The following is a 19,738-nucleotide window of genomic DNA, read 5'->3' as shown; positions in this document are numbered from 1 at the left end:
TAAAAGCCGAGTGGTGCAGATGCCGACGGGCGCCTGCAAGGCGCCCCTACGCGTGCTGCTTGATGACCTGGGCGGGTACGCCCACGGCCGTGACGCGGGCGGGCAGGTCGCGCACGGCCACGGCGCCGGCGCCCACGATGGTGCCCGCGCCCACGCGCACCTGGTTGATGACGGTGGCGTTGGTGCCCAGGTACACGCCGGTTTCCAGGAAAGCCTCGCCGCCCACGTTGGCCTGGGGCATCAGCGAGCAGAAATCTTCCAGCACGGCGTCGTGGCCGATGGTGCAGCCCAGGTTGAGCAGCACGTGGCGGCCCAGCACGATGTCGCAGGTGAACACGCAGCCCTGGCAGATGATGCTGCCGGCCCCGATCTGCACGTTCTGGTAGCCGCGCAACGTCACCGAGGGGTGAATGAGGGTAGCGAAGTGCACGTGGGGCGAGCTGAGGCGCTCCACCACGCTGGCGCGCTGCTGGGTGTTGCCCACGGCCACGGCTGCGTAGCGGGTTTCGGTGGTGGCGTTCAGGTCGGCCACGGTGCCCAGCCAGGGCAGGTCGTGGAGGCGGTCGGCGTCGGCGGGGGGCTGGTCGTCGTAGAAGCCGAGCACGTCCCACTGCTGGCGCATTTCGTTGAGCTGGCGCACGAGCATGAGCACCTCGCGGCCGAAGCCACCGGCGCCCACAATGACCAGGGGGCGGCTGCCGGCGAAGTCGAGGTCGTCGTAGTCGGAAAAGAAAAGCTGGGTCATGCGGAGGAATCGGGGGAAGAAGGCGGCGAGCCGCGGAAGGCTTCGGTGGTGGCCTGACCGGGCGCCGTGACGCCGTGGGCACCGAGCACGCGGCCGGCCGTACGTACGAGAATACGCAAATCGAGGGAAAAAGACAGGTGGTCGACGTACCACACGTCGTAGGCAAACTTCTGCTCCCAGCTGATGGCGTTGCGGCCGTTTACCTGGGCCCAGCCCGTGATGCCGGGGCGCACGAGGTGGCGGCGGGCCTGCTCGGGCGAGTACAGCGGCAGGTACTGCACCAGCAGGGGCCGCGGCCCCACCAGGCTCAGGTCGCCGCGCAGCACGTTCCAGAGCTGGGGCAGCTCGTCGATGGAAGAGGCGCGCAGCCAGCGGCCGAGGCGGGTGAGGCGCTGGGCGTCGGGCAGCAGCTGACCCCGGGCGTCGCGCGCGTCGCGCATGGTTTGCAGCTTGTAGAGCGTAAACAGGCGGCCGTGCCGGCCGGGGCGGGGCTGGCGAAACAGCACGCGGCCGCCGGGCTGAAGCCTGAGCAGGGTGGCCGCCAGCAGCAGCAGGGGCAGACTCACCACCAGCAGGGGCAGCGCGAGTAGCACGTCGAATCCGCGCTTGCCCCAGCGGTGGTACCAGTCGGCAGAAGGGGCAAGGGTGGGCATGGGGCAGCGGGCAGAATGCCCGGCAAGTTACGGCGGCGGCTGAATGCGGCCGGGAAGCGGCTGGGGTGCGACTGGCAACCGCGTGGCTGCGGTGCCGCAACATCACGGCTCGGAACCGCGCCGTTGCGGTTCTACACCGCGCTGTCGCGGTTCCGAGCCGCGATGTTGCGGTTCCAAACCGGTCGGTCGCGGTAAAAAGCCGCGAGGTCGCGGTTCCGAGCCGCAACATTGCGGTAAAAAGCCGCGACCTCGCGGTTCCGAGCCGCGAGGTTGCGGTTCCGAACCGCGAGGTTGCGGTAAAAAGCCGCGACCTCGCGCCTCCGAGCCGCAACCACGAACCCACAGGGCGCGCAAGGGCGAAACGCAGATGCGGGGAAGGCCCGGCGGCCGCAGCCGTTGGGTTGATTTCGCCGCGCTGCCGTTCTTTGCGCCATGCTCGTCTTTCCCAACGCCAAGCTTAACCTGGGGCTGCACATTACGGCCCGCCGGCCCGATGGCTTTCATTCCCTGGAAACCGTGATGGTGCCCCTGCCCTGGACCGACGCCCTGGAGGTGCTGCCGCTGCCCGCAGCCGCCGAGCCCACGCTCACGCTCACCGGGCGGCCAGTGCCCGGCGACTCGGCCACCAACCTCTGCCTGCTGGCCTACGAGCTGCTGCGCGCCGACTTCCCGCGGGTGCCGGCCGTGGCGCTGCACCTGCACAAGGTGGTGCCCATCGGGGCCGGGCTGGGCGGCGGCTCGGGCGACGCGGCGTTTGCGCTGCGGGCGCTGAACACGGTGCTGGCCCTGAACCTGAGCGACGACGCGCTGGAAAACTACGCCCGCCAATTGGGCTCCGACTGTGCCTTTTTCATCCGCAACCAGCCGGCCCTGGCTCTGGGCCGCGGCGACGACCTGAGCCCGCTGCCGCTGCCCCAGCTGGCGGGCACGGCCTGCAAGGTGATTTACCCGGGGCTGCACATCAGCACCGTCGAAGCCTACGCGGGCGTGACGCCCCGGGCGCCGCAGCACGAGCTGCGCGCGGCGCTGGCCGGGCCGGTAGCGAGCTGGCGCGCAACGGTGGTCAACGATTTTGAAGCCGCGCTGCACCCGCGCTTCCCGGTGCTGGCCGAGCTGAAGGCGCAGCTGTACGCGGCGGGGGCAGCCTACGCCAGCCTGTCGGGCTCGGGCTCGGCGGTGTTTGGGCTGTGGCCGGGGCAGGAAGCGCCGCCGGCGCTGCCGCTGCCGGCCGCTTACGAAGTGTGGGACGGGCGGCTGTAAGGTCAGTGCAACGCTACAAGATCATGTGGCTACCCGATAGCCGCACCGGGCTCTACGAACTGCAGGCGCAGCAAGAGCTGGCTCCCGACCATTGGGTGTACAAACGCATCAACTCCGCGCACTTTGACCTGGACCGTTGGCTGGCCACTTACGGCGAATACCACCGCCGGTGGCTGGAACAAGACGATGACACCATCTATCAGTGGCATCAACCCCTGAATCAGCAGCCCATTGAGGCGGCCCAACGATTCAATCGGGAGTCGATGGCAGCGCAGCTATACTTCTGGCTGGACGTGGACCGTAGCCTGGAAGGGATGAAAGGTTTTCAGTGGCGGCGTAGTCCCCTGTCGGGGAAAGATTGCAGAACCTGGGGCCGACTTTCCCCGCCCTGAACCGGCTGGTGGCAGTGCAGGATGCGCTGGTAATGCCGGCCTCCGAAACGTAGCCTTCGGAGAGCTGACGCTACCGCTCCCCCACGGATACCGCCTCGGCAGCCGGTTTGCGGCGGCGCTGCACCCACTGGTCGAGGAGGGGGTGCACCAGCACGCTCACCAGAATGAGCAGGGTGCCGGCGTAGAAGCCGGGGCTCATTTTTTCCTGCTGGCCGAAGATGACAACGGCCAGGGCAATACCGTAGATGGGCTCCAGGTTGATGGTGAGGTTGACGGCAAAGGCCGAGAGGCGCTTCATCAGCTCGACGGAGGCCGAGAAGGCGTAGACGGTGCACACGCCGGCCAGCACCAGCAGCCACAGCCAGTCGAGGGGCTTGGGGTCGAGCATGGGCAGCTCGCCGCCGAAGGCCGGGCGCACGATCAGAAACAGAATGATGCTGAGGCAGGCGCCGGCCATTTCGTAAAGGGTGAGGCGCAGCGGCGGGTGATGCTGAATCTGCTTGACGTTGAGCACGCTGAACAGGGCGCTCAGGCCCGCCGACAGCACGGCCACGGCCAGCCCGGTAAGCTGGTCAAACTCGGCCTGCGACACCAGGTAGAGGCCGGCCATGGCCACCAGACCCAGCAGGATTTCGTAGGCCTGGAACTTCTTGCGCAGCAGCAGCGGCTCGAGCAGTGAAGTCCATAGGGCCAGCGTGGCCATGCCCGCCAGACACACGCTCACCGACGAGAGGCGGGCGGCCAGGAAAAAGGTAATCCAGTGCGCGGCCACCAGCACCCCAATGCCCAGCAGGCGCAGGGCCTGGCCCACCGGCAGGCGCCAGGGCTGCTGCCGCACCGAGAGCAGCATGGCCAGCCCCACCGAGGCAATGAGGGTGCGGTAGAACACCAGCTCGACCGGCGGCAGCGAAATGAGCTTGCCCAGGATGGCCGTGAAGCCCCACAGAAACACGATGAAGTGCAGGCGCAGGTAGTCTTTGAGCATTAAGTTAGGGGCTTGGGGGCTTGGCCGATTAGGTTTTTGGTTGGGATTTGGGTTGGCAGAGCCGGTTGAACACCTGAACTCCGCCGCTGTTTGCCGGGCCCGGTTGAAAGGCAGCGGAAGTGGCGGAATTGGGTTGCGCCTGTTCGTCAACCAAGCTCCCAAGCCCCTGACACCTAACGCGGAACGAACCGGTAGAGCACGACTCCGATGAGGGTAAAGACGATGTTGGGCACCCAGGGGGCCAGGGCCGGCGGCATGGAGCCCACCAGCGCCAGGTTGCGGCTCATGATGACGAAGATGATGAACACGAAGGCCAGCACGAAGCCCAGGGCAATCTGGCCGCCCACGCCGCCGCGGGCCTTGCGCGCACTCATAATCACGCCGATGACGGTGAGAATGACAATGGCGAAGGGGTAGGACAGCCGCTCGTACTTCTCCACCAGGTAAATGTCGGTGTCGGCGGCACCGCGGTCGATTTTTTCCTGGATAAAGCGGTTGAGCTCGGGCAAGGACAACGTTTCGCTGAGCTTGAAGGTGCTGGCGAAGTCCTTGGGGTACAGGTTCAGGGTGGTGTCGCGGGCGGGCAGGGTGTGCAGGGTCTGCCGGTCGCCGCGGAAGGTGCGCACCAGCTGCGGCGTCAGGTGCCAGGCTTTTTTGGTGGAGTCCCAGTTGATGACCTCGGCCGTCATGCGGCGCTTGAGCAGGGTGCCCTCGATGGTTTCGAGCGCGAAGCGGTAGCCGATGTTGGTGACGTTGTCGTAGCTCTCGAGGTAGGCGTAGCTCTGCGGACCGATTTTGATGTGCACGTTGCGGCCCTGGAAGCGGTAGGGGTTTTTGATGTAGCGCCGCTCGAAGGCCACCCGGGTTTTGTTGGCCTGCGGAATCACCCAGCCGATCATGCCGAAGATGACCAGCCCGATGATGGTGCCGCCCATCACGTAGGGCAGCAGCAGCCGCCGGAAGCTGACGCCACTGGCCAGAATGGCCACGATTTCGGTGCGCGCCGCCAGCCGCGAGGTCACCAGCACCGTGGCAATGAACACGGTGATGGGGGAAAGCAGGTTGGCGTAGAACGGGAACAGGTTCAGGTAGTACTCCAGCAGAATCTTGCCCGCGCCCAGGTCGTGCTTGATAAAATCGTCATTTTTCTCCGTGAAGTCAATCACGCAGATGACCATCACCAGCACCACCACCACGAAAAAGAACGTGGTCAGCAGCTTGCCCAGGATGTACTTGTCGAGTAAGCGGAGCATTCAGTTGCCAGTTATCAGTTGCCAGTTGCCAGTATCAGCAGTTTCCAGTGCCATACAGAACGAACTGACAACTGGAAACTGGTAACTCATAGACGTATCATCAGCTGCTTGACCATACGCTCTTTCCACTCGCTGAAGGTGCCGGCCAGGATTTGCTCGCGGGCCGAGCGCACCAGCCAGAGGTAGAACGTGAGGTTGTGCACCGAGGCCGCCATGCCGCCCAGGTATTCGCTGGCGTGGAACAGGTGGCGCAGGTAGGACTTGGAGTAGAAGGTGCTGGCGTAGCCGCCGAGTTCCGCGTCGAGGGGCGAGAAATCCTGCTCCCACTTCTTGTTGCGGATGTTGATGATGCCCTGGGTGGTAAACAGCATGCCGTTGCGGGCGTTGCGGGTGGGCAGCACGCAGTCGAACATATCCACGCCCAGGGCAATGTTTTCCAGAATGTTGGCCGGTGTGCCCACGCCCATCAGGTAGCGGGGCTTGTCCGAGGGCAGAATGTCGCAGCACAATTCGGTCATCTCGTACATCAGGTCGGCCGGCTCGCCCACGCTCAGGCCGCCGATGGCGTTGCCGGCGCGGCCCTGCTCGGCCACAAACTGCGCCGACTTCTCGCGCAAATCGCGAAAGGTGGAGCCCTGCACGATGGGGAAGAGCTGCTGCTCGTGGCCGTAAAGCGGCTCGGTAGAGTCGATGCGGGCCATGCAGCGCTTCAGCCAGCGGTGCGTCATGTCGAGCGAGCGGCGGGCGTAGTCGTAGTCGCAGGGCCAGGGCGTGCACTCGTCGAAGGCCATGATGATGTCGGCCCCGATGATGCGCTGAATGTCCATCACGCCTTCGGGCGTGAACAGGTGCTGCGAGCCGTCGATGTGGGAGCGAAACTTGACGCCCTCTTCCTTGATCTTGCGGGTGTTGGAGAGCGAGTATACCTGGTAGCCGCCCGAGTCGGTGAGCATGGGCCGGTCCCAGCCGTTGAACTTGTGCAGGCCGCCGGCCTTCTGCAGCGTGTCGAGGCCGGGGCGCAGGTACAGGTGGTAGGTGTTGCCCAGGATGATCTGGGCCTGCACGTCGTCCTTCAGCTCGCGCTGGTGCACGGCTTTCACCGAGCCGGCCGTGCCCACGGGCATGAAAATGGGGGTTTCAATGGGGCCGTGGTCGGTGGTGAGCACACCGGCGCGGGCCTTGGTTTGCGGGTCGCGGGCGACGAGGTCGAAAGTCATGGAGAAAGTAGCGTCAGCAGTGGTTTGGTCGGCCCCGGAACCCGGGCTGGCGCCCCGATTGCGGGGCGCCCGCGGCTTCGGCGCCAGCCAAAACCGCGGGCCGGCCGCCAAACAGCCCGCAAAGGTAGACCGCCGGCGGCTAGGGTGGAAGGCGGCCGCTTAATAGCCGGCCGGAGGCGGCATCCTTGGGCGGCGCGGTCTACCTTTGCGCCCTTCCCATCCGGCCTTTTGCTTTGTCGCTGCCCTTTTCTCCCTTTATCTGGTTGCTGATTGCCGCGGTGCTGGTGCAGGTGGGCTACGCCGCGTACTACTTCTGGCCCTTTGCCGCGCGCCGCGAGGCCGACGCCGAGCCGGCCCCGGCCCACGAAGCCCAGCGGCCGGTATCCATCGTGGTGGCGGCGCGCAACGCCCTCGAGCAGCTGCGCCACCTCATGCCCCTGCTGCTGAGCCAGGACTACCCACAGTTTGAAATCGTGCTGGTCGACGACCGCTCCGACGACGATACCCTGCTCTACGCCCAGCAGCTCACCCAGTACTACGCCAACGTGCGCCTGGTGACGGTGGGCCGCACGCCCGAGGGCCTGGCACCCAAGAAATACGCCCTCACGCTGGGCATCAAAGTGGCCCGCTACCCGCACCTGCTCTTCACCGATGCCGACTGCGTGCCCACCACCAACCAGTGGCTGCGCCATATGGCCCGCGGCTTCGACTCCGGCGCCGACCTTGTGCTGGGCTACGGCGCCTACGACGCCGCGCCGGGCTTTTTGAATAAGCTGGTGCGCTTCGAGACCCTGCTCACCGGCCTGCAGTACCTGAGCTTTGCCGAGCGCGGCCAGCCCTACATGGGCGTGGGCCGCAACCTGGCCTACACCAAGGCCACGTTTATGGCTACCAAGGGCTTTGCATCGCACATTCGGCGCCTGAGCGGCGACGACGATTTGCTGGTGCAGGATGCAGTAACCCAGGGCCGGCGCGCCGCCGTGGTAACCCACCCGGCGGGTCAGACGCTGAGCACGGCTCCCGCCACCTGGGGCGCGTGGTGGCGGCAGAAAAGACGGCATATGTCAGCCGGGTCCCGATATCGTACAACGGATAGCGCCCGAATTGGAACCTTTATGCTCGCCAACGGGCTTTTTTACCTGGCCACCCTGGGGACGCTCTTTTTTTCCCCGACCGATTGGGTACCTTTGGCTATAGCGTGGCTGGTGCGAACCTCGACAGTACTGGCTACGTACGCGGGGGCTAGCCGCCGCCTCCAGGATCGGCAGCCCTTAGCCCTGCTGCCCATACTCGACGGGGCGTATTTCCTGGCGTATTTTCTCCTGACAGCCTCGCTAGTGCTTTACCGCAACCCCTCCCGATGGAAGTAAACAACCCGGACCTCCAGAAGCAGTTCTCGGCCAAGGCCAAGCACGACTTCAAGCTCATTCGCTCGGCCGTAGAGCAGGGCGATGAGAAGGCGTATGCCGAACTGATGCAGATCTACAAGAAGCCCGTGTACCACGTGGTGCTCAAGATGGTGCGCAACCCCGACGATGCCGAGGACCTCACCATCGAGGCCTTCGCCAAGGCGTTCCGCAACCTGCACAAGTTCAACCCCGAGTACGCGTTCAGCACCTGGCTGTTCCGCATCGCCACCAACAACTGCATCGACTTTATTCGCAAGAATAAAATCAAGACGATGTCGATTGACTCGGCCATCAAGATTGACAACGGCGACGAAATCACCATCGACTTCCGCGACAACAACCTGAACCCGGCGGAGTCGGCCATCAAAAACCAGAAGATCGAAATCATGCAGCACGTGGTGTCGCGGCTGCCCGATAAATACCAGCGCCTGGTAACCCTGCGCTACTTCGACGAGCTGAGCTACGAGGAAATTGCCCAGGAGCTGAAAGCCCCGCTCGGCACCGTGAAAGCCCAGCTGCACCGGGCCCGTGAGCTGCTCTACGACATGGTGAAAAACAAAAAGGAAATCATCTAGCCCTGGATGAGCTCTGTTGAAAAGCCCCGCCGAATCGTTTCGGCGGGGCTTTGTTATTTATTAGCGCACGGTTCGGGCACCTGTCATTGCGAGCAAAGCGAAGCAATCTTTCCCCTCGTGGCAGAAGCCGAAAGTGCGTGACACACCGGAGCATGTACCCGAACAAGCTTTTGACTGGTCAGGCTCATTGGGTCGTGCCGCGAGGGAAAGATTGGCTGCCTTCCTTCGGTTGCTTCGTCGTGCCTCTTCGCAATGACAGCGGGTTTGCGGCTGGTCAGGCTTTTTCGGTTTCTACCACGGACAAGGACCGATTGGCTACGCCTTCCTGCGCTTTGCTCACAATGACAGCCGCCGCGTGCCTGCTCGCAACGACCGAGCTACCTTTGCCATCCGCATCAGCGCCATCAGCGAAACATCACCGTCATCTGCGGTCCATGGAAATTCTCTTCCGCTACTTCCCCGACCTGACCCCGCGCCAACAGGAGCAGTTCCGCCAGCTCGAAACCGAGTTTCGCGGCTGGAACGAGCGCGTCAACCTCATTGCCCGCTCCGACGTGGATAACCTCGCCGAGCGCCACCTGCTGCATTCCCTCGGCATTGCCAAAGTGGTGCAGTTTCCCGCCGGCTCGTCGGTGCTCGACGTGGGCACCGGCGGCGGCCTGCCCGGCCTGCCGCTGGCCATTCTGTTTCCCGAGGTCGAGTTTCACCTCATCGACAGCATCGGCAAAAAGATTAAGGCGGTGCAGGACATGGCCCACGCCCTGCGCCTGCACAACGTGACGGCCGAGCAGGTGCGCGCCGAGCAGGTGCGTGCCAAGTTCGACTACGTGGTGAGCCGTGCCGTGACGCGCCTGGCTAACTTCCACCCCTGGATTGCCCAGCGCTACACCGCCACCGCCACGGCCAGCCCCACCCACGGCCTGTACTACCTGAAGGGCGGCGACCTGACCGAGGAAATTGCCGAATCGGGGCTGGTAGCCACCATCACCAACCTGGCCGACTTCTTTGCCGAGGAGTTTTTTGAAACCAAGAAGGTGGTTTTCGTGCCCGCCAACAACGCCCTGGCCCGCGGCAAGCGCAGCAACAACGTGTAGCGGCCCGCCTTTACTGAAAAGCTGACTCAGCATAAACCCCGCAAGCTGCGCCGTTCAGTGCGCGGACTTGCGGGGTTTTGCTTTGTAAGAGCGGTTGGTCAGGCCGGGACGGAGGCCGTCAGGAACTGCAGGGCGCGGCGCTCGGAGTAGTACTCGCCGTCGGGCGAGCCTTCGGCAAAGCCCACGTGGCCGCCCTCTTCGGGCGTTTCCAGGAACACGAAGGGACTGCGCTCGGCCGCCGCGCGTGGAAAGCAGGTAGGCGCCAGAAACGGGTCGTTCTGGGCATTGACGATGAGCGTGGGAATCCGAATGCCGTCGAGGTAGCGCCCCGAGCTGCTGCGGGCGTAGTAGTCGTCGGCCGACTCGAAGCCGTGCATGGGCGCGGTAAAGCGGTTGTCAAACTGCGGAAAGTCGTTGAGTTCTTCCAGGCCGGCGAGGTCGAGCTGGCCCGGCAGCAGCTCGGCCTTCTGCCGGATTTTCAGCCGCAACGATTTCAGGAAGCGGTTGAGGTAGATGCGGTTCTGTAGGCGCGAAATCTGCTCCGAGCCCGCCTTCAGGTCGGTGGGCACCGAAAACACCGCGGCCCGCTCCACCGCAGCCGGCACGCGGGCCGAATCTTCGCCCAGGTACTTGAGGGTCATGTTGCCGCCGGCCGAGAAGCCCGTCAGAAACACCCGGCGGTAGCGGCCGGTGGCCACGGCCTGCTGGGCCACGAAGTGCAGGTCGTCGGTGTCGCCCAGGTGGTAGGCCCGCAGCAGGCGGTTGGGCTCCCCGCTGCAGCTGCGGTAGTTCCAGGCCAGCGCGTCGATGCCGGCGCGGTTGAGGGCCCGCGCCATGCCGCGCACGTAGGGCCGGCCGGCGTCGCCCTCCAAGCCGTGCGAAATGATGGTCAGGCTGTCGGTAACGTGCTCGGTGCGCGACCAGTCCAGGTCGAGAAAGTCGCCGTCGGGCGTTTCCACGCGCTGACGCTGGTACTGCACGTCGGGCACCTCGCGCAGCAGGCTGGGCACGATGGTTTGCAGGTGGCCGTTGAAAAGATAGAACGGCGGGCGGTAAGGGGAGGAGGCGACCAGGGGCATGGCGGTAAGCAGCTAGGCAACACGAAGTACAACAGCTCTACCGGAATATACCGCAAATTTAGCGGCATGCATACCAGTAGCGGAAGGGGAACAAGCGGGCTGCGTTGCGGCTACAACCCATTCGGGCGGCGGCGAGTTGCAACGGGCGCCGTACCCGCGCCAGCCGGCGGGCGGCGCCGGCGCAGGAGGAAGCCGGCGAATACCCGCTCCTGCGGGCGCGGCCGAAGCGGGCCGCCGAAGCCGGTGCTCCTGAGGGAATTCTTCGGCGGCGAGCTTGGTATTTCCGAACGAACCCTTTACCTTTGCCAGCCCAACTGACTAACCCTCGACAGATTTTCTGTCTTTTTCCGCTTTCCGCATCATGGCAAATCATAAGTCGGCTCTGAAGCGCATCCGCTCGAACGAAGCCAAGCGCGTGTTGAACCGTTACCAAGCAAAATCGACCCGCACGGCCGTTAAGAAACTGCGTGGCACGACTGACAAAACTGAAGCCCAGGAGCTGCTGAAGAAAGTGTCGTCGATGCTGGACCGCCTGGCCAAGAAAAACATCATCCACAAGAACAAGGCGGCCAACAACAAGTCGAGCCTGACCAAGTTCGTGAACTCGCTGGCTGCCTAAGCCCGCGCCCGTTCAGTGGCTAGCCAAGGCCCCGCGCACCCGTTGCGCGGGGCCTTGGCGCGTTGTAGCCCGGCGCGGCCGTAGGCACTGCTAGGCCCAACGGTAGTGCGGCGGTCGGCAGCCGGCCGGGAAAATAAAAAGCCCCGCCGTAAGTCGTTCCGGCGGGGCTTTGGCGAATAGCTCAGGCCGCGCTACACGGTGCTGAGCTTGATCATGTTGGCCTTGCCTTTTTCGTTGATGGGCATGGAGGCGGTGCTGATGAACACGTCGCCGGGGTGCAGGTGGCCGGTGGTGCTCAGAATGTACTTGATGTCCTGAATGGTATTGTCGGTACTCACGAACCGGTCGTAGTAGAAGCTGCGCACGCCCCACGCCAAGCTCAGCTGGGTGAGAATAGCGCGGTTGTCGGTGAAGACGAAGATGTGCGCGTGCGGGCGGTACTTGCTGAGCTGGTAAGCCGTGTAGCCCTTGTGCGTCATGCCCACCACGGCCTGGGCCCCGGTGGTGCGGGCCAGCGAGCAGGCGGCGGCAATGACGCTGTTGGTGTAGAAGGTCTGGGGCTGGGCCAGTGGGTCGCCGGGGGCAAACTCGCGGTAGTACAGCGCCTCGTGCTCCTCGGCACTGCAGATGGTGGCCACCATCGAGCGAATCACCTCGGTGGGGTAGGCACCCACGGCGGTTTCGGCCGAGAGCATCACCGCGTCGGCGCCGTCGAGCACGGCGTTGGCCACGTCGTTGGTTTCGGCGCGGGTGGGGCGGGGGTTCACGATCATGCTCTCCATCATCTGGGTGGCCACGATGACGGGCTTGCCGGCGCGGTTGCACTTCTGGATGATCATCTTCTGCGCCATGGGCACTTCCTCGGCGCGGATTTCCACGCCCAGGTCGCCGCGGGCCACCATCACGGCGTCGGTCAGGGCAATGATTTCGTCGAGGTTGCGCAGGCCCTCGGGCGTTTCAATCTTGGCCACCACGCGGGTCTGCTTGCCGCTCTCGGCAATGATCTTCTTGATGGCGCGAATGTCCTCGGCGCGGCGGGCAAACGAGAGGGCCACCCAGTCCACGTCGTTTTCCAGCCCGAAGCGCAGGTCTTCCAGGTCCTTCTCCGTCATCGACGGGGCCGACACGTCGGAGTCGGGCAGGTTGATGCCCTTGCGGGGCTTCACGGTGCCGCCGTAAATCACCTCGGTCTGCACTTCCTTTTCGCGGTCGGTGCTGAGCACTTTCAGCTCGATCTTGCCGTCGTCGATCAGAATCATGTCGCCGGGCTTCACGTCGCGGGCCAGCCCCAGGTAAATGGTGCTGATGCGGCCGGGGCGGCTGATTTCCTGCTCGCCGCACACCAGCGTTACCTGCTCGCCAGCCTTGATTTCGAACGAACCGCCCTCGACTTCGCCGAGGCGGATCTTGGGGCCCTGCAAGTCCTGCAGCAAGCCCACGTGGCGGCGCAGATCCTTGTTGAGGCGGCGCACCAGGTTGATGACGGCCAGGTGCTCTTCGTGCTTGCCGTGCGAGAAGTTGAGACGGAACACGTCGACGCCTTCGCGCATGAGCGTGCCCAGGCGCTCGTAGGTATTGGAGGCCGGGCCCACGGTGGCCACGATCTTGGTTTTATTAAAAGCGGGTTGGTTTTCCATGCAACAAATACGGCAGGTGCTTAGCCCGGTGCCGGCCGGATGGCCGCACCGCAAAAGGGGTAAAACGGGAATCCAATCCTAAAGAAACGCAGCCCGGCGCAACTTGTGGCGGGAAAGTTTGCCCGCCCGGCCGGGCGACCTGCCCGAGACCGGCAGAGTGCAAACGTTTGTAATGCCCGTAACGAGGCCGCTACGGCCCTTGCCGGGTCGCCCGGTAAGGGCCCGATTAAAAGTGAAAATTCTCTTTGAACTGCAGCGTGTTCGGGTCGAAGCGGCACACGTACTGCACCACCGGCAGCTCGGCCAGCCGGCTGAGCAGCTCGTCGGCGTCGAGCGCGCCGGTGCCGTTGGTGACCTGAATCAGGTAGTCGTACTCCTTGATGTCGGGGGCCAGGAAGGGCTTCTTCAGGGGCGAGGGGTCGACGGAGCGGTTGCGCAGCAGGCGCAGGGTGGCCGTTTCGGTGGCGTGCAGGTAGTTGCTGATGACCAGCCGCCCGCGGTTCAGCAGGTCGTAGATCAGGTCCTGCTGCTTGACCAGGTGCAGGCGCAGCGCCTGGTTGAGCGTCCAGGCCAGCTTATGGTCCCGGCTCGACGACACCACCCCGAACAGGTCGAAGTCGCAGTCGTAGTCGCAGTCGAGCGTAAAGGTTTTCATCGGGCAGGGCAAAAGGCGGCGGGCGCGGCGTGCGCCGCAAAAATACGCACCGGGCGGGCCGAAACCAGCCCCCGGGCCCGGGCATTTCCGGGCGGGCGGTTTGACAATGTTGGGGAAGATGGTGTTATTTGTGCCGAGTTTTCTTTAAACCCCCACGGAAATGTCTGAAATCGCAGAAAAAGTAAAGAGCATCATCGTTGATAAGTTGGGCGTTGAGCCGTCGGAGGTTACCCCCGAGGCTAGCTTCACCAACGACCTGGGCGCTGACTCGCTCGACACGGTTGAGCTGATCATGGAGTTCGAGAAAGAATTCAACGTGAGCATCCCCGACGACCAGGCCGAAAACATCGGCACCGTGGGCCAGGCCATTGCGTACCTCGAAGAGCACGCCAAATAAGGCACCAATACCTTACTAGCTAAAGCACCACCGCTTTGCCGGCCGGCCCGCCGCCGGCCGTTTTTCTTTCCCTTCACCCTTCGCATCCCTCCATGGCCTTACGAAGAGTTGTCGTCACCGGTCTCGGCGCTATTACCCCCCTCGGCAGCACGGTTGCCGCTTATTGGGACGGCCTGCGTCAGGGCGTCAGCGGGGCTGCTGCCATCACCCGCTTCGACGCCAGCAAGTTCAAAACCCGCTTTGCCTGCGAAGTGAAGGACTACAATCCGGATACCTACTTCGACCGCAAGGAAGGCCGCAAGATGGATTTGTTCACCCAGTTCGCCGTCATTGCCAGCGACGAGGCCATCCGCGACGCGGGCCTCGAGGGCAACGTCAACAAGGACCGGGTGGGCGTCATCTGGGGCTCGGGTATCGGGGGCCTGCGCACCTTTCAGGAGGAGTGCATTGCCTTCGGCCGCGGCGACGGCACCCCGCGCTTCAACCCGTTCTTTATTCCCAAGATGATTGCCGACTCCGCCTCGGGCAACATCTCCATCAAGAACGGCTTCCGCGGCCCGAACTTCATCACCACCTCGGCCTGCGCATCCTCGTCCGACTCCATCGTGGCGGCCCTCAACTACATCCGCGCCGGCATGGCCGACGTGGTGGTGACGGGCGGCTCCGAAGCGGCCATCACCGAAGCGGGCATTGGCGGCTTCAACGCCATCAAGGCCATGAGCGAGCGGAACGACGACCCGCAGTCGGCCTCGCGGCCCTACGACAAGGACCGCGACGGATTCGTGCTGGGCGAGGGCTCGGGCGCGCTCATCCTCGAAGAGTACGAGCACGCCAAGGCCCGCGGGGCCAAAATCTACGCCGAGGTGCTCGGCGGCGGCCTCTCGTCGGACGCCTACCACATTACCGCGCCCGACCCCACGGGCGAGGGCGTGGTGCTGGTGATGCAGAACGCGCTGCGCGACGCCGGCATCGGCCCCGAAGCGGTGGACTACATCAACACCCACGGCACCAGCACCCCGCTGGGCGACGGGGCCGAGGTGAAGGCCATTCAGAAGGTGTTCGGCGAGCATGCTTATAAGTTGAACATCAGCTCGACCAAGAGCATGACCGGCCACCTGCTGGGCGGCGCGGGCGGCATCGAGGCGGTGGCCAGCGTGCTGGCCATTCAGCACGGGATCATCCCGCCCACCATCAACCACGTTACCGACGACCCCGAACTGGACGCCGCGCTGAACTTCACGTTCAACCAGGCCCAGACGCGGGCCGTGAACGTGGCCGTGAGCAACACTTTCGGCTTCGGCGGGCACAACACGTCGGTGGTGTTCGGCAAGCTGCGCGACTAACCTATGGCGATACTACGCGGCGGCCAACCGCTTCCGCTTTTCGGATTTTTCCGTCGCTTGCTCGGCGGCGACCGGGCGTTTCGGCAGGCTATTGCCACCGTGACGGGTCGCACGCCGGGCAACGCGCGTTTGTACACCCTGGCGTTTACCCACTCCTCGGCCGTGCGCCTCAACGAGCAGGGCAAGCACCTTTCCAACGAGCGGCTGGAGTTTCTGGGCGACGCCATTCTGGGCGCTGTGGTGGCCGAGTACCTGTTTCGCAAGTTCCCCTACGAACCCGAGGGCTTCCTCACCGAAATCCGCTCGCGCATCGTCAACCGGGAAAGCATGAACCACATGGCCCTGAAGCTGGGCCTCGACAAGCTGGTGCAACTCGACCCGGCCCAGAACCGGGCGGCCCGCTCGCGCTCCGTCAACGGCAACGCCCTGGAGGCGCTGGTAGGGGCGGTGTACCTCGACCACGGCTACACCGCGGCCCGGCGCTTTATCCTGGCCCGGCTCATCCGCCCGTTCGTCGACGTGAAGGCGCTGACCTCGACCACCACCAACTTCAAGAGTAAGCTCATTGAATGGGCTCAGCGCAAGGGCAAGGCGCTGCGCTACGAGCACAGCGGCGAACAGCGCCCCGGCGGCGTGATGGAGTTTTCGGTGACCGTGTTCATCGACGACGAAGCCGTGGCCGCGGGCATGGGCCTCTCGAAAAAGCAGGCCGAGCAAACCGCCGCCGAGCGGGCCCTGGCCGTGCTGGGCATGTAGGCGAATAAGTCCGTCATTGCGAGGCGTAGCCGAAGCAATCTTTCCCCTCGCGGCACGACCACAAGAGCCTGACCTACCGGAATCCATTTTCGGCTGGTCAGGCTCATTCGGTTTCTACCACCGACAAGGACCGATTGCGTCGCTTCGCTCGCAATGACAGCGAGGTTTTCGGCTCATCATGCTTGTGAGGCTTCTACCATAGGCAAGGACCGATTGCTTCGTCGTGCCTCCTCGCAATGACAGGGCCGACAACCCGAACCCGCGCTTTACAGTTACTTGCAGCACGATTCTTCCTCCCCTAGCTCTTTAGCTTATGCGACTTGCCGGCGCCGCCCTCAACCAAACGCCCATTGACTGGACCACCAACCTGCGCAACATCCGCGAGGCCATCGAGCAGGCCCGCGCCGCGCAGGTAGAGCTGCTGTGCTTGCCCGAGCTGTGCCTGACGGGGTACGGCTGCGAGGACCTGTTTCTGCACGACTGGCTGAGCGCCACCGCCCTGGAAAAGCTGCAGCAGGTGCGCGCCTGGTGCACCGACCCGCAGATGGTGGTGTGCGTGGGCTTGCCCGTGCGCCTGGACGGGCGCACCTACAACACGGCCTGCGTGATTCGCAACCAGGAAATCCTGGGCTTTGCCGCCAAGCAGTTTCTGGCCAACGACGGCGTGCACTACGAGCCGCGCTTTTTCAACTCGTGGGTGGCCGGCACCACCACTACGGTGGAGCTGGGCGACGAGCAGTGGCCCCTGGGCGACCTGACCTTCGAGCACCTGGGCGTGCAGTTCGGCTTTGAAATCTGCGAGGATGCCTGGCGCCCGGCCGAGGACCGCCCCGCGCCCCGTCTCACGGCCCGCGGCGTGCAGCTGATTGTGAATCCCTCGGCCTCGCACTTTGCCATGAGCAAGACCGACGTGCGCTACCAACTGGTGCTCAAGGCCTCGCGCGACTACCAGGTAACCTACCTCTACGCCAACCTACTGGGCAACGAAGCCGGCCGCATCACCTACGACGGCGAAATCCTGATTGCCCGCAACGGCGAGCTGCTCAAGCGCAACCAGCTGCTGAGCTTCAAGGACGTGGACCTGGAGTACACCGACGTGGACTTCAGCCAGGAGCCCGCCGTGACCGAGGAGATTGTGCCGCTGCCGGTGCCCGACGAGTACCGCGAGCTGAATCAGGCCCTGAGCCTGGCCTTGTTCGACTACCTGCGCAAGGCCCGCAGCCGGGGCTTCGTGCTCAGCCTCTCGGGCGGGGCCGACTCGTGCATGTGCGCCGTGGCCGTGGCCGAGCTGGTGCGCCTGGGCGTGGAGGAGCTGGGCGCCGCCGCGTTCATGCGCAAGGCCGGCTGCTTCAGTACGGCCGACATCGAGCACGTAGCCGCGCACGGCACCCTGCCCCCGGCCGCCGAGGCCACGCTGGCCGTCGATGCCGGCCGCACGCAGCAGGTGCTGCCCCCCGCCGGAAACCAGCAACTGGCAACTGATAACCCGCAACTGACAACTACTCTCAACCAGCAGCTCACCCGCCGCCTGCTCACCTGCGCCTACCAGGGCACCGTCAACTCGTCCGACGACACCTACCTCTCGGCCAAGGAGCTGGCCGACAACGTGGGCGCGGTGTTTTTCAACTGGGACATCGACCAGGAAGTGCGGGGCTACACGGGCAAGATTGAGCAGGCCCTGGGCCGGCCGCTGAGCTGGCAGACCGACGATCTGGCCCTGCAGAACATTCAGGCCCGGGTGCGCGCCCCCAGCATCTGGCTGCTGGCCAACGTGCTCAACTGCCTGCTCATCACCACCTCCAACCGAAGCGAAGCCGCCGTGGGCTACTGCACCATGGACGGCGACACGGCCGGCAGCATCTCGCCCATTGCCGGCGTCGACAAGGATTTCGTGAAGAAGTGGCTGGTGTGGGCCGAAAAGGAGCTAAACTACCCCGGCCTGCACCGCGTGAACCGCCTGCAGCCCACCGCCGAGTTGCGCCCCCTCGAAGACAAGCAAACCGACGAGCGCGACCTGATGCCCTACGTGGTGCTCAACCGCATCGAGCGGCTGGCGTTCTACGAGCGGCTCGGCCCGAGCCAGGTGCTGGAACGGCTGCGCGAAGAGCTGGTGGAGGCCGACCGCGAGCAGCTCAAAACCTACGTGCAGCGCTTTTACGCACTCTGGAGCCGCAACCAGTGGAAGCGCGAACGGTATGCTCCCTCGTTTCACCTCGACGACTACAACCTCGACCCGCGCTCCTGGCTGCGCTTCCCCATCCTGAGCGGCGGCTTCGGCGAAGAGCTGGCGGCGCTGTAGCGGCGGGCGGCTGCCCCGCCGTTTCGCGGTTCCGAGCCGGTCGGTTGCGGCTTTTTACCGGTCAGTCGCGGTTCTGAGCCGCGATGTTGCGGTTTCGAACCGCGACATCGCGGCTTTTTACCGGTCGGGCGCGGTTCGGAACCGCGAGGTCGCGGCTTTTTACCGCAATGTTGCGGCTCGGAACCGCGAGGCTGCGGCTTTTTGCCGCGATGGTGCGGTTCGGAACCGGTCGGTTGCGGTTCGAAGCCGGGAGGCCGCGTAGCTTAGGGGCCGAACGACGGCTTTGGGCCGGGGTGGGGGCTGTGCCTCAGCAGTCCGAAAAAAAACGGCGGCCGGCCGCAAGTTTTCGGGGCCGAACGGGCCTAAGCAGATGTAGCCCCCGGAGCCACCGCGTTCGGCGGCCCCTTTTCATTGGTTTCAGCCATCTGCTCAGTCGTGCACGCGCTTTCGTTTTCGGTTATTGTTCACGAACCGCCGGCCGTTGTTCAACTGCTGGCCCCGGCCGACGCTGACCTGGTAGCGCAGCTGCAGCAGGGCAGCGAGGCGGCGTTTCGCACCCTGGTTGAGCGGTACCAGAACCGCATTTACCGCACGGTGCTGGCGCTGCTGCCCTCGCCGGAAGAAGCCGAGGACGTGGCCCAGGAGGTGTTCGTGGAAGTGTACCAGACCATCGGCCGGTTTCGGGGCGAAGCGGCCCTGAGCACCTGGCTGTACCGGCTGGCCACCTCGCGGGCCCTGAAGCACCACCGGCGGGCCCGCGCCCGGAAACGCTTTGCCTACTTCACCAGCCTGCTGGGTTTCGACAACGAGGTGCTCCACCACCCGCCCGACCACGCCCACCCCGAGGCGCAGCTGGAAGGCCAGCAGCAGCTGCAGCTGCTGCTGGCGCACATTGCCCGGCTGCCCGAGCCGCAGCGGGTGGCCTTTACGCTGCGCCACGAGCAGCAGCTGAGCTACGAGGAAATAGCTGCCGTGCTGCAAACCACCGTCGCGGCCGTGGAGTCGCTGCTGTTCCGCGCCCGCCAAACCCTTCGTCAACGCCTGCAACCCCCATTCCGCCATGTCTGATGCCGCTCCCCGCCCCAGCGCCGACGAGCAGTGGGAAAACCTGCTGCGCCAGTGGCGCCACCCGCACACGGCCGCCCAGCCCGGGCCGCACTTCTACGGCCGCGTGCGTGCGCGGCTGACTCCGGAAGTAGCTGGAGAACCGCCGTGGCCCGGCTGGTTGCGCTGGCCGGCCTACGCGGCCACGCTCGCGGCCCTGGTGCTGGCCCTCAGCGGCGACCAGGCCCCGCTGCGCCCCGCCTCCTACGACGCCCGCCCCGGCGAACCGCCGGCCGCCTGGCCCGGGCGCTGACCCGCCCTGCCAG

At 64.8% G+C, this 19,738-nt stretch carries 20 protein-coding genes; 12 read left to right on the top strand and 8 right to left on the bottom strand.

All coding sequences use genetic code 11. The features are described from left to right. Positions 1–46 precede the first annotated feature (46 nt). Complete coding sequence (locus ACE191_RS10115) at positions 47–745, bottom strand: acetyltransferase (RefSeq protein ID WP_400192082.1); 699 nt, start codon at positions 743–745, stop codon at positions 47–49. Next, positions 742–1,398 (bottom strand): sugar transferase, encoded by a 657-nt coding sequence (locus tag ACE191_RS10110; protein ID WP_400192081.1) that lies wholly within the window; start codon positions 1,396–1,398, stop codon positions 742–744. The genes ACE191_RS10115 and ACE191_RS10110 overlap by 4 nt, the downstream gene beginning before the upstream one ends. Before the next feature lie 432 nt (positions 1,399–1,830). Here ACE191_RS10110 and ispE point away from each other — a divergent pair, with 432 nt between their 5' ends. Together ispE and ACE191_RS10100 are read left to right on the top strand one after the other, a co-directional pair. Next, a complete protein-coding gene (gene ispE / locus ACE191_RS10105; protein WP_400192080.1) occupies positions 1,831–2,658 on the top strand; it encodes a 4-(cytidine 5'-diphospho)-2-C-methyl-D-erythritol kinase in 828 nt (275 codons plus the stop codon). Positions 2,659–2,681: 23 nt separating this feature from the next. Beyond that, positions 2,682–3,050 carry a hypothetical protein gene (locus ACE191_RS10100; RefSeq protein ID WP_400192079.1) on the top strand — a complete coding sequence of 123 codons (369 nt, stop codon included), beginning with the start codon at positions 2,682–2,684 and terminating at the stop codon, positions 3,048–3,050. A gap of 70 nt (positions 3,051–3,120) precedes the next feature. Here ACE191_RS10100 and ACE191_RS10095 read toward each other — a convergent pair whose 3' ends face one another. The 3 genes from ACE191_RS10095 to tgt form a co-directional block, all read right to left on the bottom strand. Beyond that, positions 3,121–4,035, bottom strand: coding sequence for a DMT family transporter (locus ACE191_RS10095; RefSeq protein WP_400192078.1), 915 nt, complete (start codon positions 4,033–4,035; stop codon positions 3,121–3,123). Between the two features lie 173 nt (positions 4,036–4,208). Next, the gene (locus ACE191_RS10090; protein WP_400192077.1) at positions 4,209–5,288 is read right to left on the bottom strand and encodes an LptF/LptG family permease; all 1,080 of its coding nucleotides are present in this window, start codon (positions 5,286–5,288) and stop codon (positions 4,209–4,211) included. Between the two features lie 86 nt (positions 5,289–5,374). Then, the gene (gene tgt, locus ACE191_RS10085) at positions 5,375–6,505 is read right to left on the bottom strand and encodes a tRNA guanosine(34) transglycosylase Tgt (protein ID WP_400192076.1); all 1,131 of its coding nucleotides are present in this window, start codon (positions 6,503–6,505) and stop codon (positions 5,375–5,377) included. Positions 6,506–6,738: 233 nt separating this feature from the next. Here tgt and ACE191_RS10080 point away from each other — a divergent pair, with 233 nt between their 5' ends. The 3 genes from ACE191_RS10080 (at position 6,739) to rsmG (ending at position 9,583) form a co-directional block, all read left to right on the top strand. Further along, on the top strand, positions 6,739–7,875 hold the full coding sequence (locus tag ACE191_RS10080; protein WP_400192075.1) for a glycosyltransferase: 1,137 nt from the start codon (positions 6,739–6,741) through the stop codon (positions 7,873–7,875). After that, positions 7,866–8,489 carry a sigma-70 family RNA polymerase sigma factor gene (locus ACE191_RS10075; RefSeq protein WP_345220645.1) on the top strand — a complete coding sequence of 208 codons (624 nt, stop codon included), beginning with the start codon at positions 7,866–7,868 and terminating at the stop codon, positions 8,487–8,489. The genes ACE191_RS10080 and ACE191_RS10075 overlap by 10 nt, the downstream gene beginning before the upstream one ends. A 434-nt stretch (positions 8,490–8,923) precedes the next feature. After that, positions 8,924–9,583: a 16S rRNA (guanine(527)-N(7))-methyltransferase RsmG gene (gene rsmG, locus ACE191_RS10070; RefSeq protein ID WP_400192074.1), complete on the top strand. Its 660-nt coding sequence runs from the start codon at positions 8,924–8,926 to the stop codon at positions 9,581–9,583. A 98-nt stretch (positions 9,584–9,681) separates the two neighbouring features. Here rsmG and ACE191_RS10065 read toward each other — a convergent pair whose 3' ends face one another. Next, the gene (locus ACE191_RS10065) at positions 9,682–10,662 is read right to left on the bottom strand and encodes a YheT family hydrolase (protein ID WP_400192073.1); all 981 of its coding nucleotides are present in this window, start codon (positions 10,660–10,662) and stop codon (positions 9,682–9,684) included. A 361-nt stretch (positions 10,663–11,023) separates the two neighbouring features. Here ACE191_RS10065 and rpsT point away from each other — a divergent pair, with 361 nt between their 5' ends. Beyond that, entirely contained in the window at positions 11,024–11,281 is a 258-nt protein-coding gene (gene rpsT, locus ACE191_RS10060) for a 30S ribosomal protein S20 (RefSeq protein WP_400192072.1), read from the top strand. Between the two features lie 191 nt (positions 11,282–11,472). Here rpsT and pyk read toward each other — a convergent pair whose 3' ends face one another. Then, positions 11,473–12,918 carry a pyruvate kinase gene (gene pyk / locus ACE191_RS10055; protein WP_400192071.1) on the bottom strand — a complete coding sequence of 482 codons (1,446 nt, stop codon included), beginning with the start codon at positions 12,916–12,918 and terminating at the stop codon, positions 11,473–11,475. Positions 12,919–13,144: 226 nt separating this feature from the next. Continuing rightward, on the bottom strand, positions 13,145–13,573 hold the full coding sequence (locus tag ACE191_RS10050) for an IPExxxVDY family protein (RefSeq protein ID WP_400192070.1): 429 nt from the start codon (positions 13,571–13,573) through the stop codon (positions 13,145–13,147). Between the two features lie 160 nt (positions 13,574–13,733). Between ACE191_RS10050 and ACE191_RS10045 the strand changes: the two genes are divergently transcribed. The 6 genes from ACE191_RS10045 (at position 13,734) to ACE191_RS10020 (ending at position 19,725) form a co-directional block, all read left to right on the top strand. Next, positions 13,734–13,970 carry an acyl carrier protein gene (locus ACE191_RS10045; protein WP_059067513.1) on the top strand — a complete coding sequence of 79 codons (237 nt, stop codon included), beginning with the start codon at positions 13,734–13,736 and terminating at the stop codon, positions 13,968–13,970. 92 nt (positions 13,971–14,062) lie between these two features. Continuing rightward, on the top strand, positions 14,063–15,313 hold the full coding sequence (gene fabF / locus ACE191_RS10040) for a beta-ketoacyl-ACP synthase II (protein ID WP_400192069.1): 1,251 nt from the start codon (positions 14,063–14,065) through the stop codon (positions 15,311–15,313). Between the two features lie 57 nt (positions 15,314–15,370). Then, the gene (gene rnc, locus ACE191_RS10035) at positions 15,371–16,069 is read left to right on the top strand and encodes a ribonuclease III (protein WP_400192068.1); all 699 of its coding nucleotides are present in this window, start codon (positions 15,371–15,373) and stop codon (positions 16,067–16,069) included. Between the two features lie 313 nt (positions 16,070–16,382). Continuing rightward, positions 16,383–18,368: an NAD(+) synthase gene (nadE, locus tag ACE191_RS10030; protein WP_400192067.1), complete on the top strand. Its 1,986-nt coding sequence runs from the start codon at positions 16,383–16,385 to the stop codon at positions 18,366–18,368. A 435-nt stretch (positions 18,369–18,803) separates the two neighbouring features. Then, positions 18,804–19,436, top strand: coding sequence for an RNA polymerase sigma factor (locus ACE191_RS10025; protein ID WP_400192066.1), 633 nt, complete (start codon positions 18,804–18,806; stop codon positions 19,434–19,436). Further along, on the top strand, positions 19,429–19,725 hold the full coding sequence (locus ACE191_RS10020) for a hypothetical protein (RefSeq protein ID WP_400192065.1): 297 nt from the start codon (positions 19,429–19,431) through the stop codon (positions 19,723–19,725). Before ACE191_RS10025 ends, ACE191_RS10020 begins: the two co-directional genes overlap by 8 nt. Positions 19,726–19,738 lie beyond the last annotated feature (13 nt).

Origin of the sequence: Hymenobacter sp. B81 (assembly GCF_044628455.1) — a bacterium.
GTDB lineage: Bacteria > Bacteroidota > Bacteroidia > Cytophagales > Hymenobacteraceae > Solirubrum.
The sequence above is the reverse complement of the archived record's forward strand: the minus strand, read 5'-3'. Positions and strand labels throughout refer to the sequence as shown.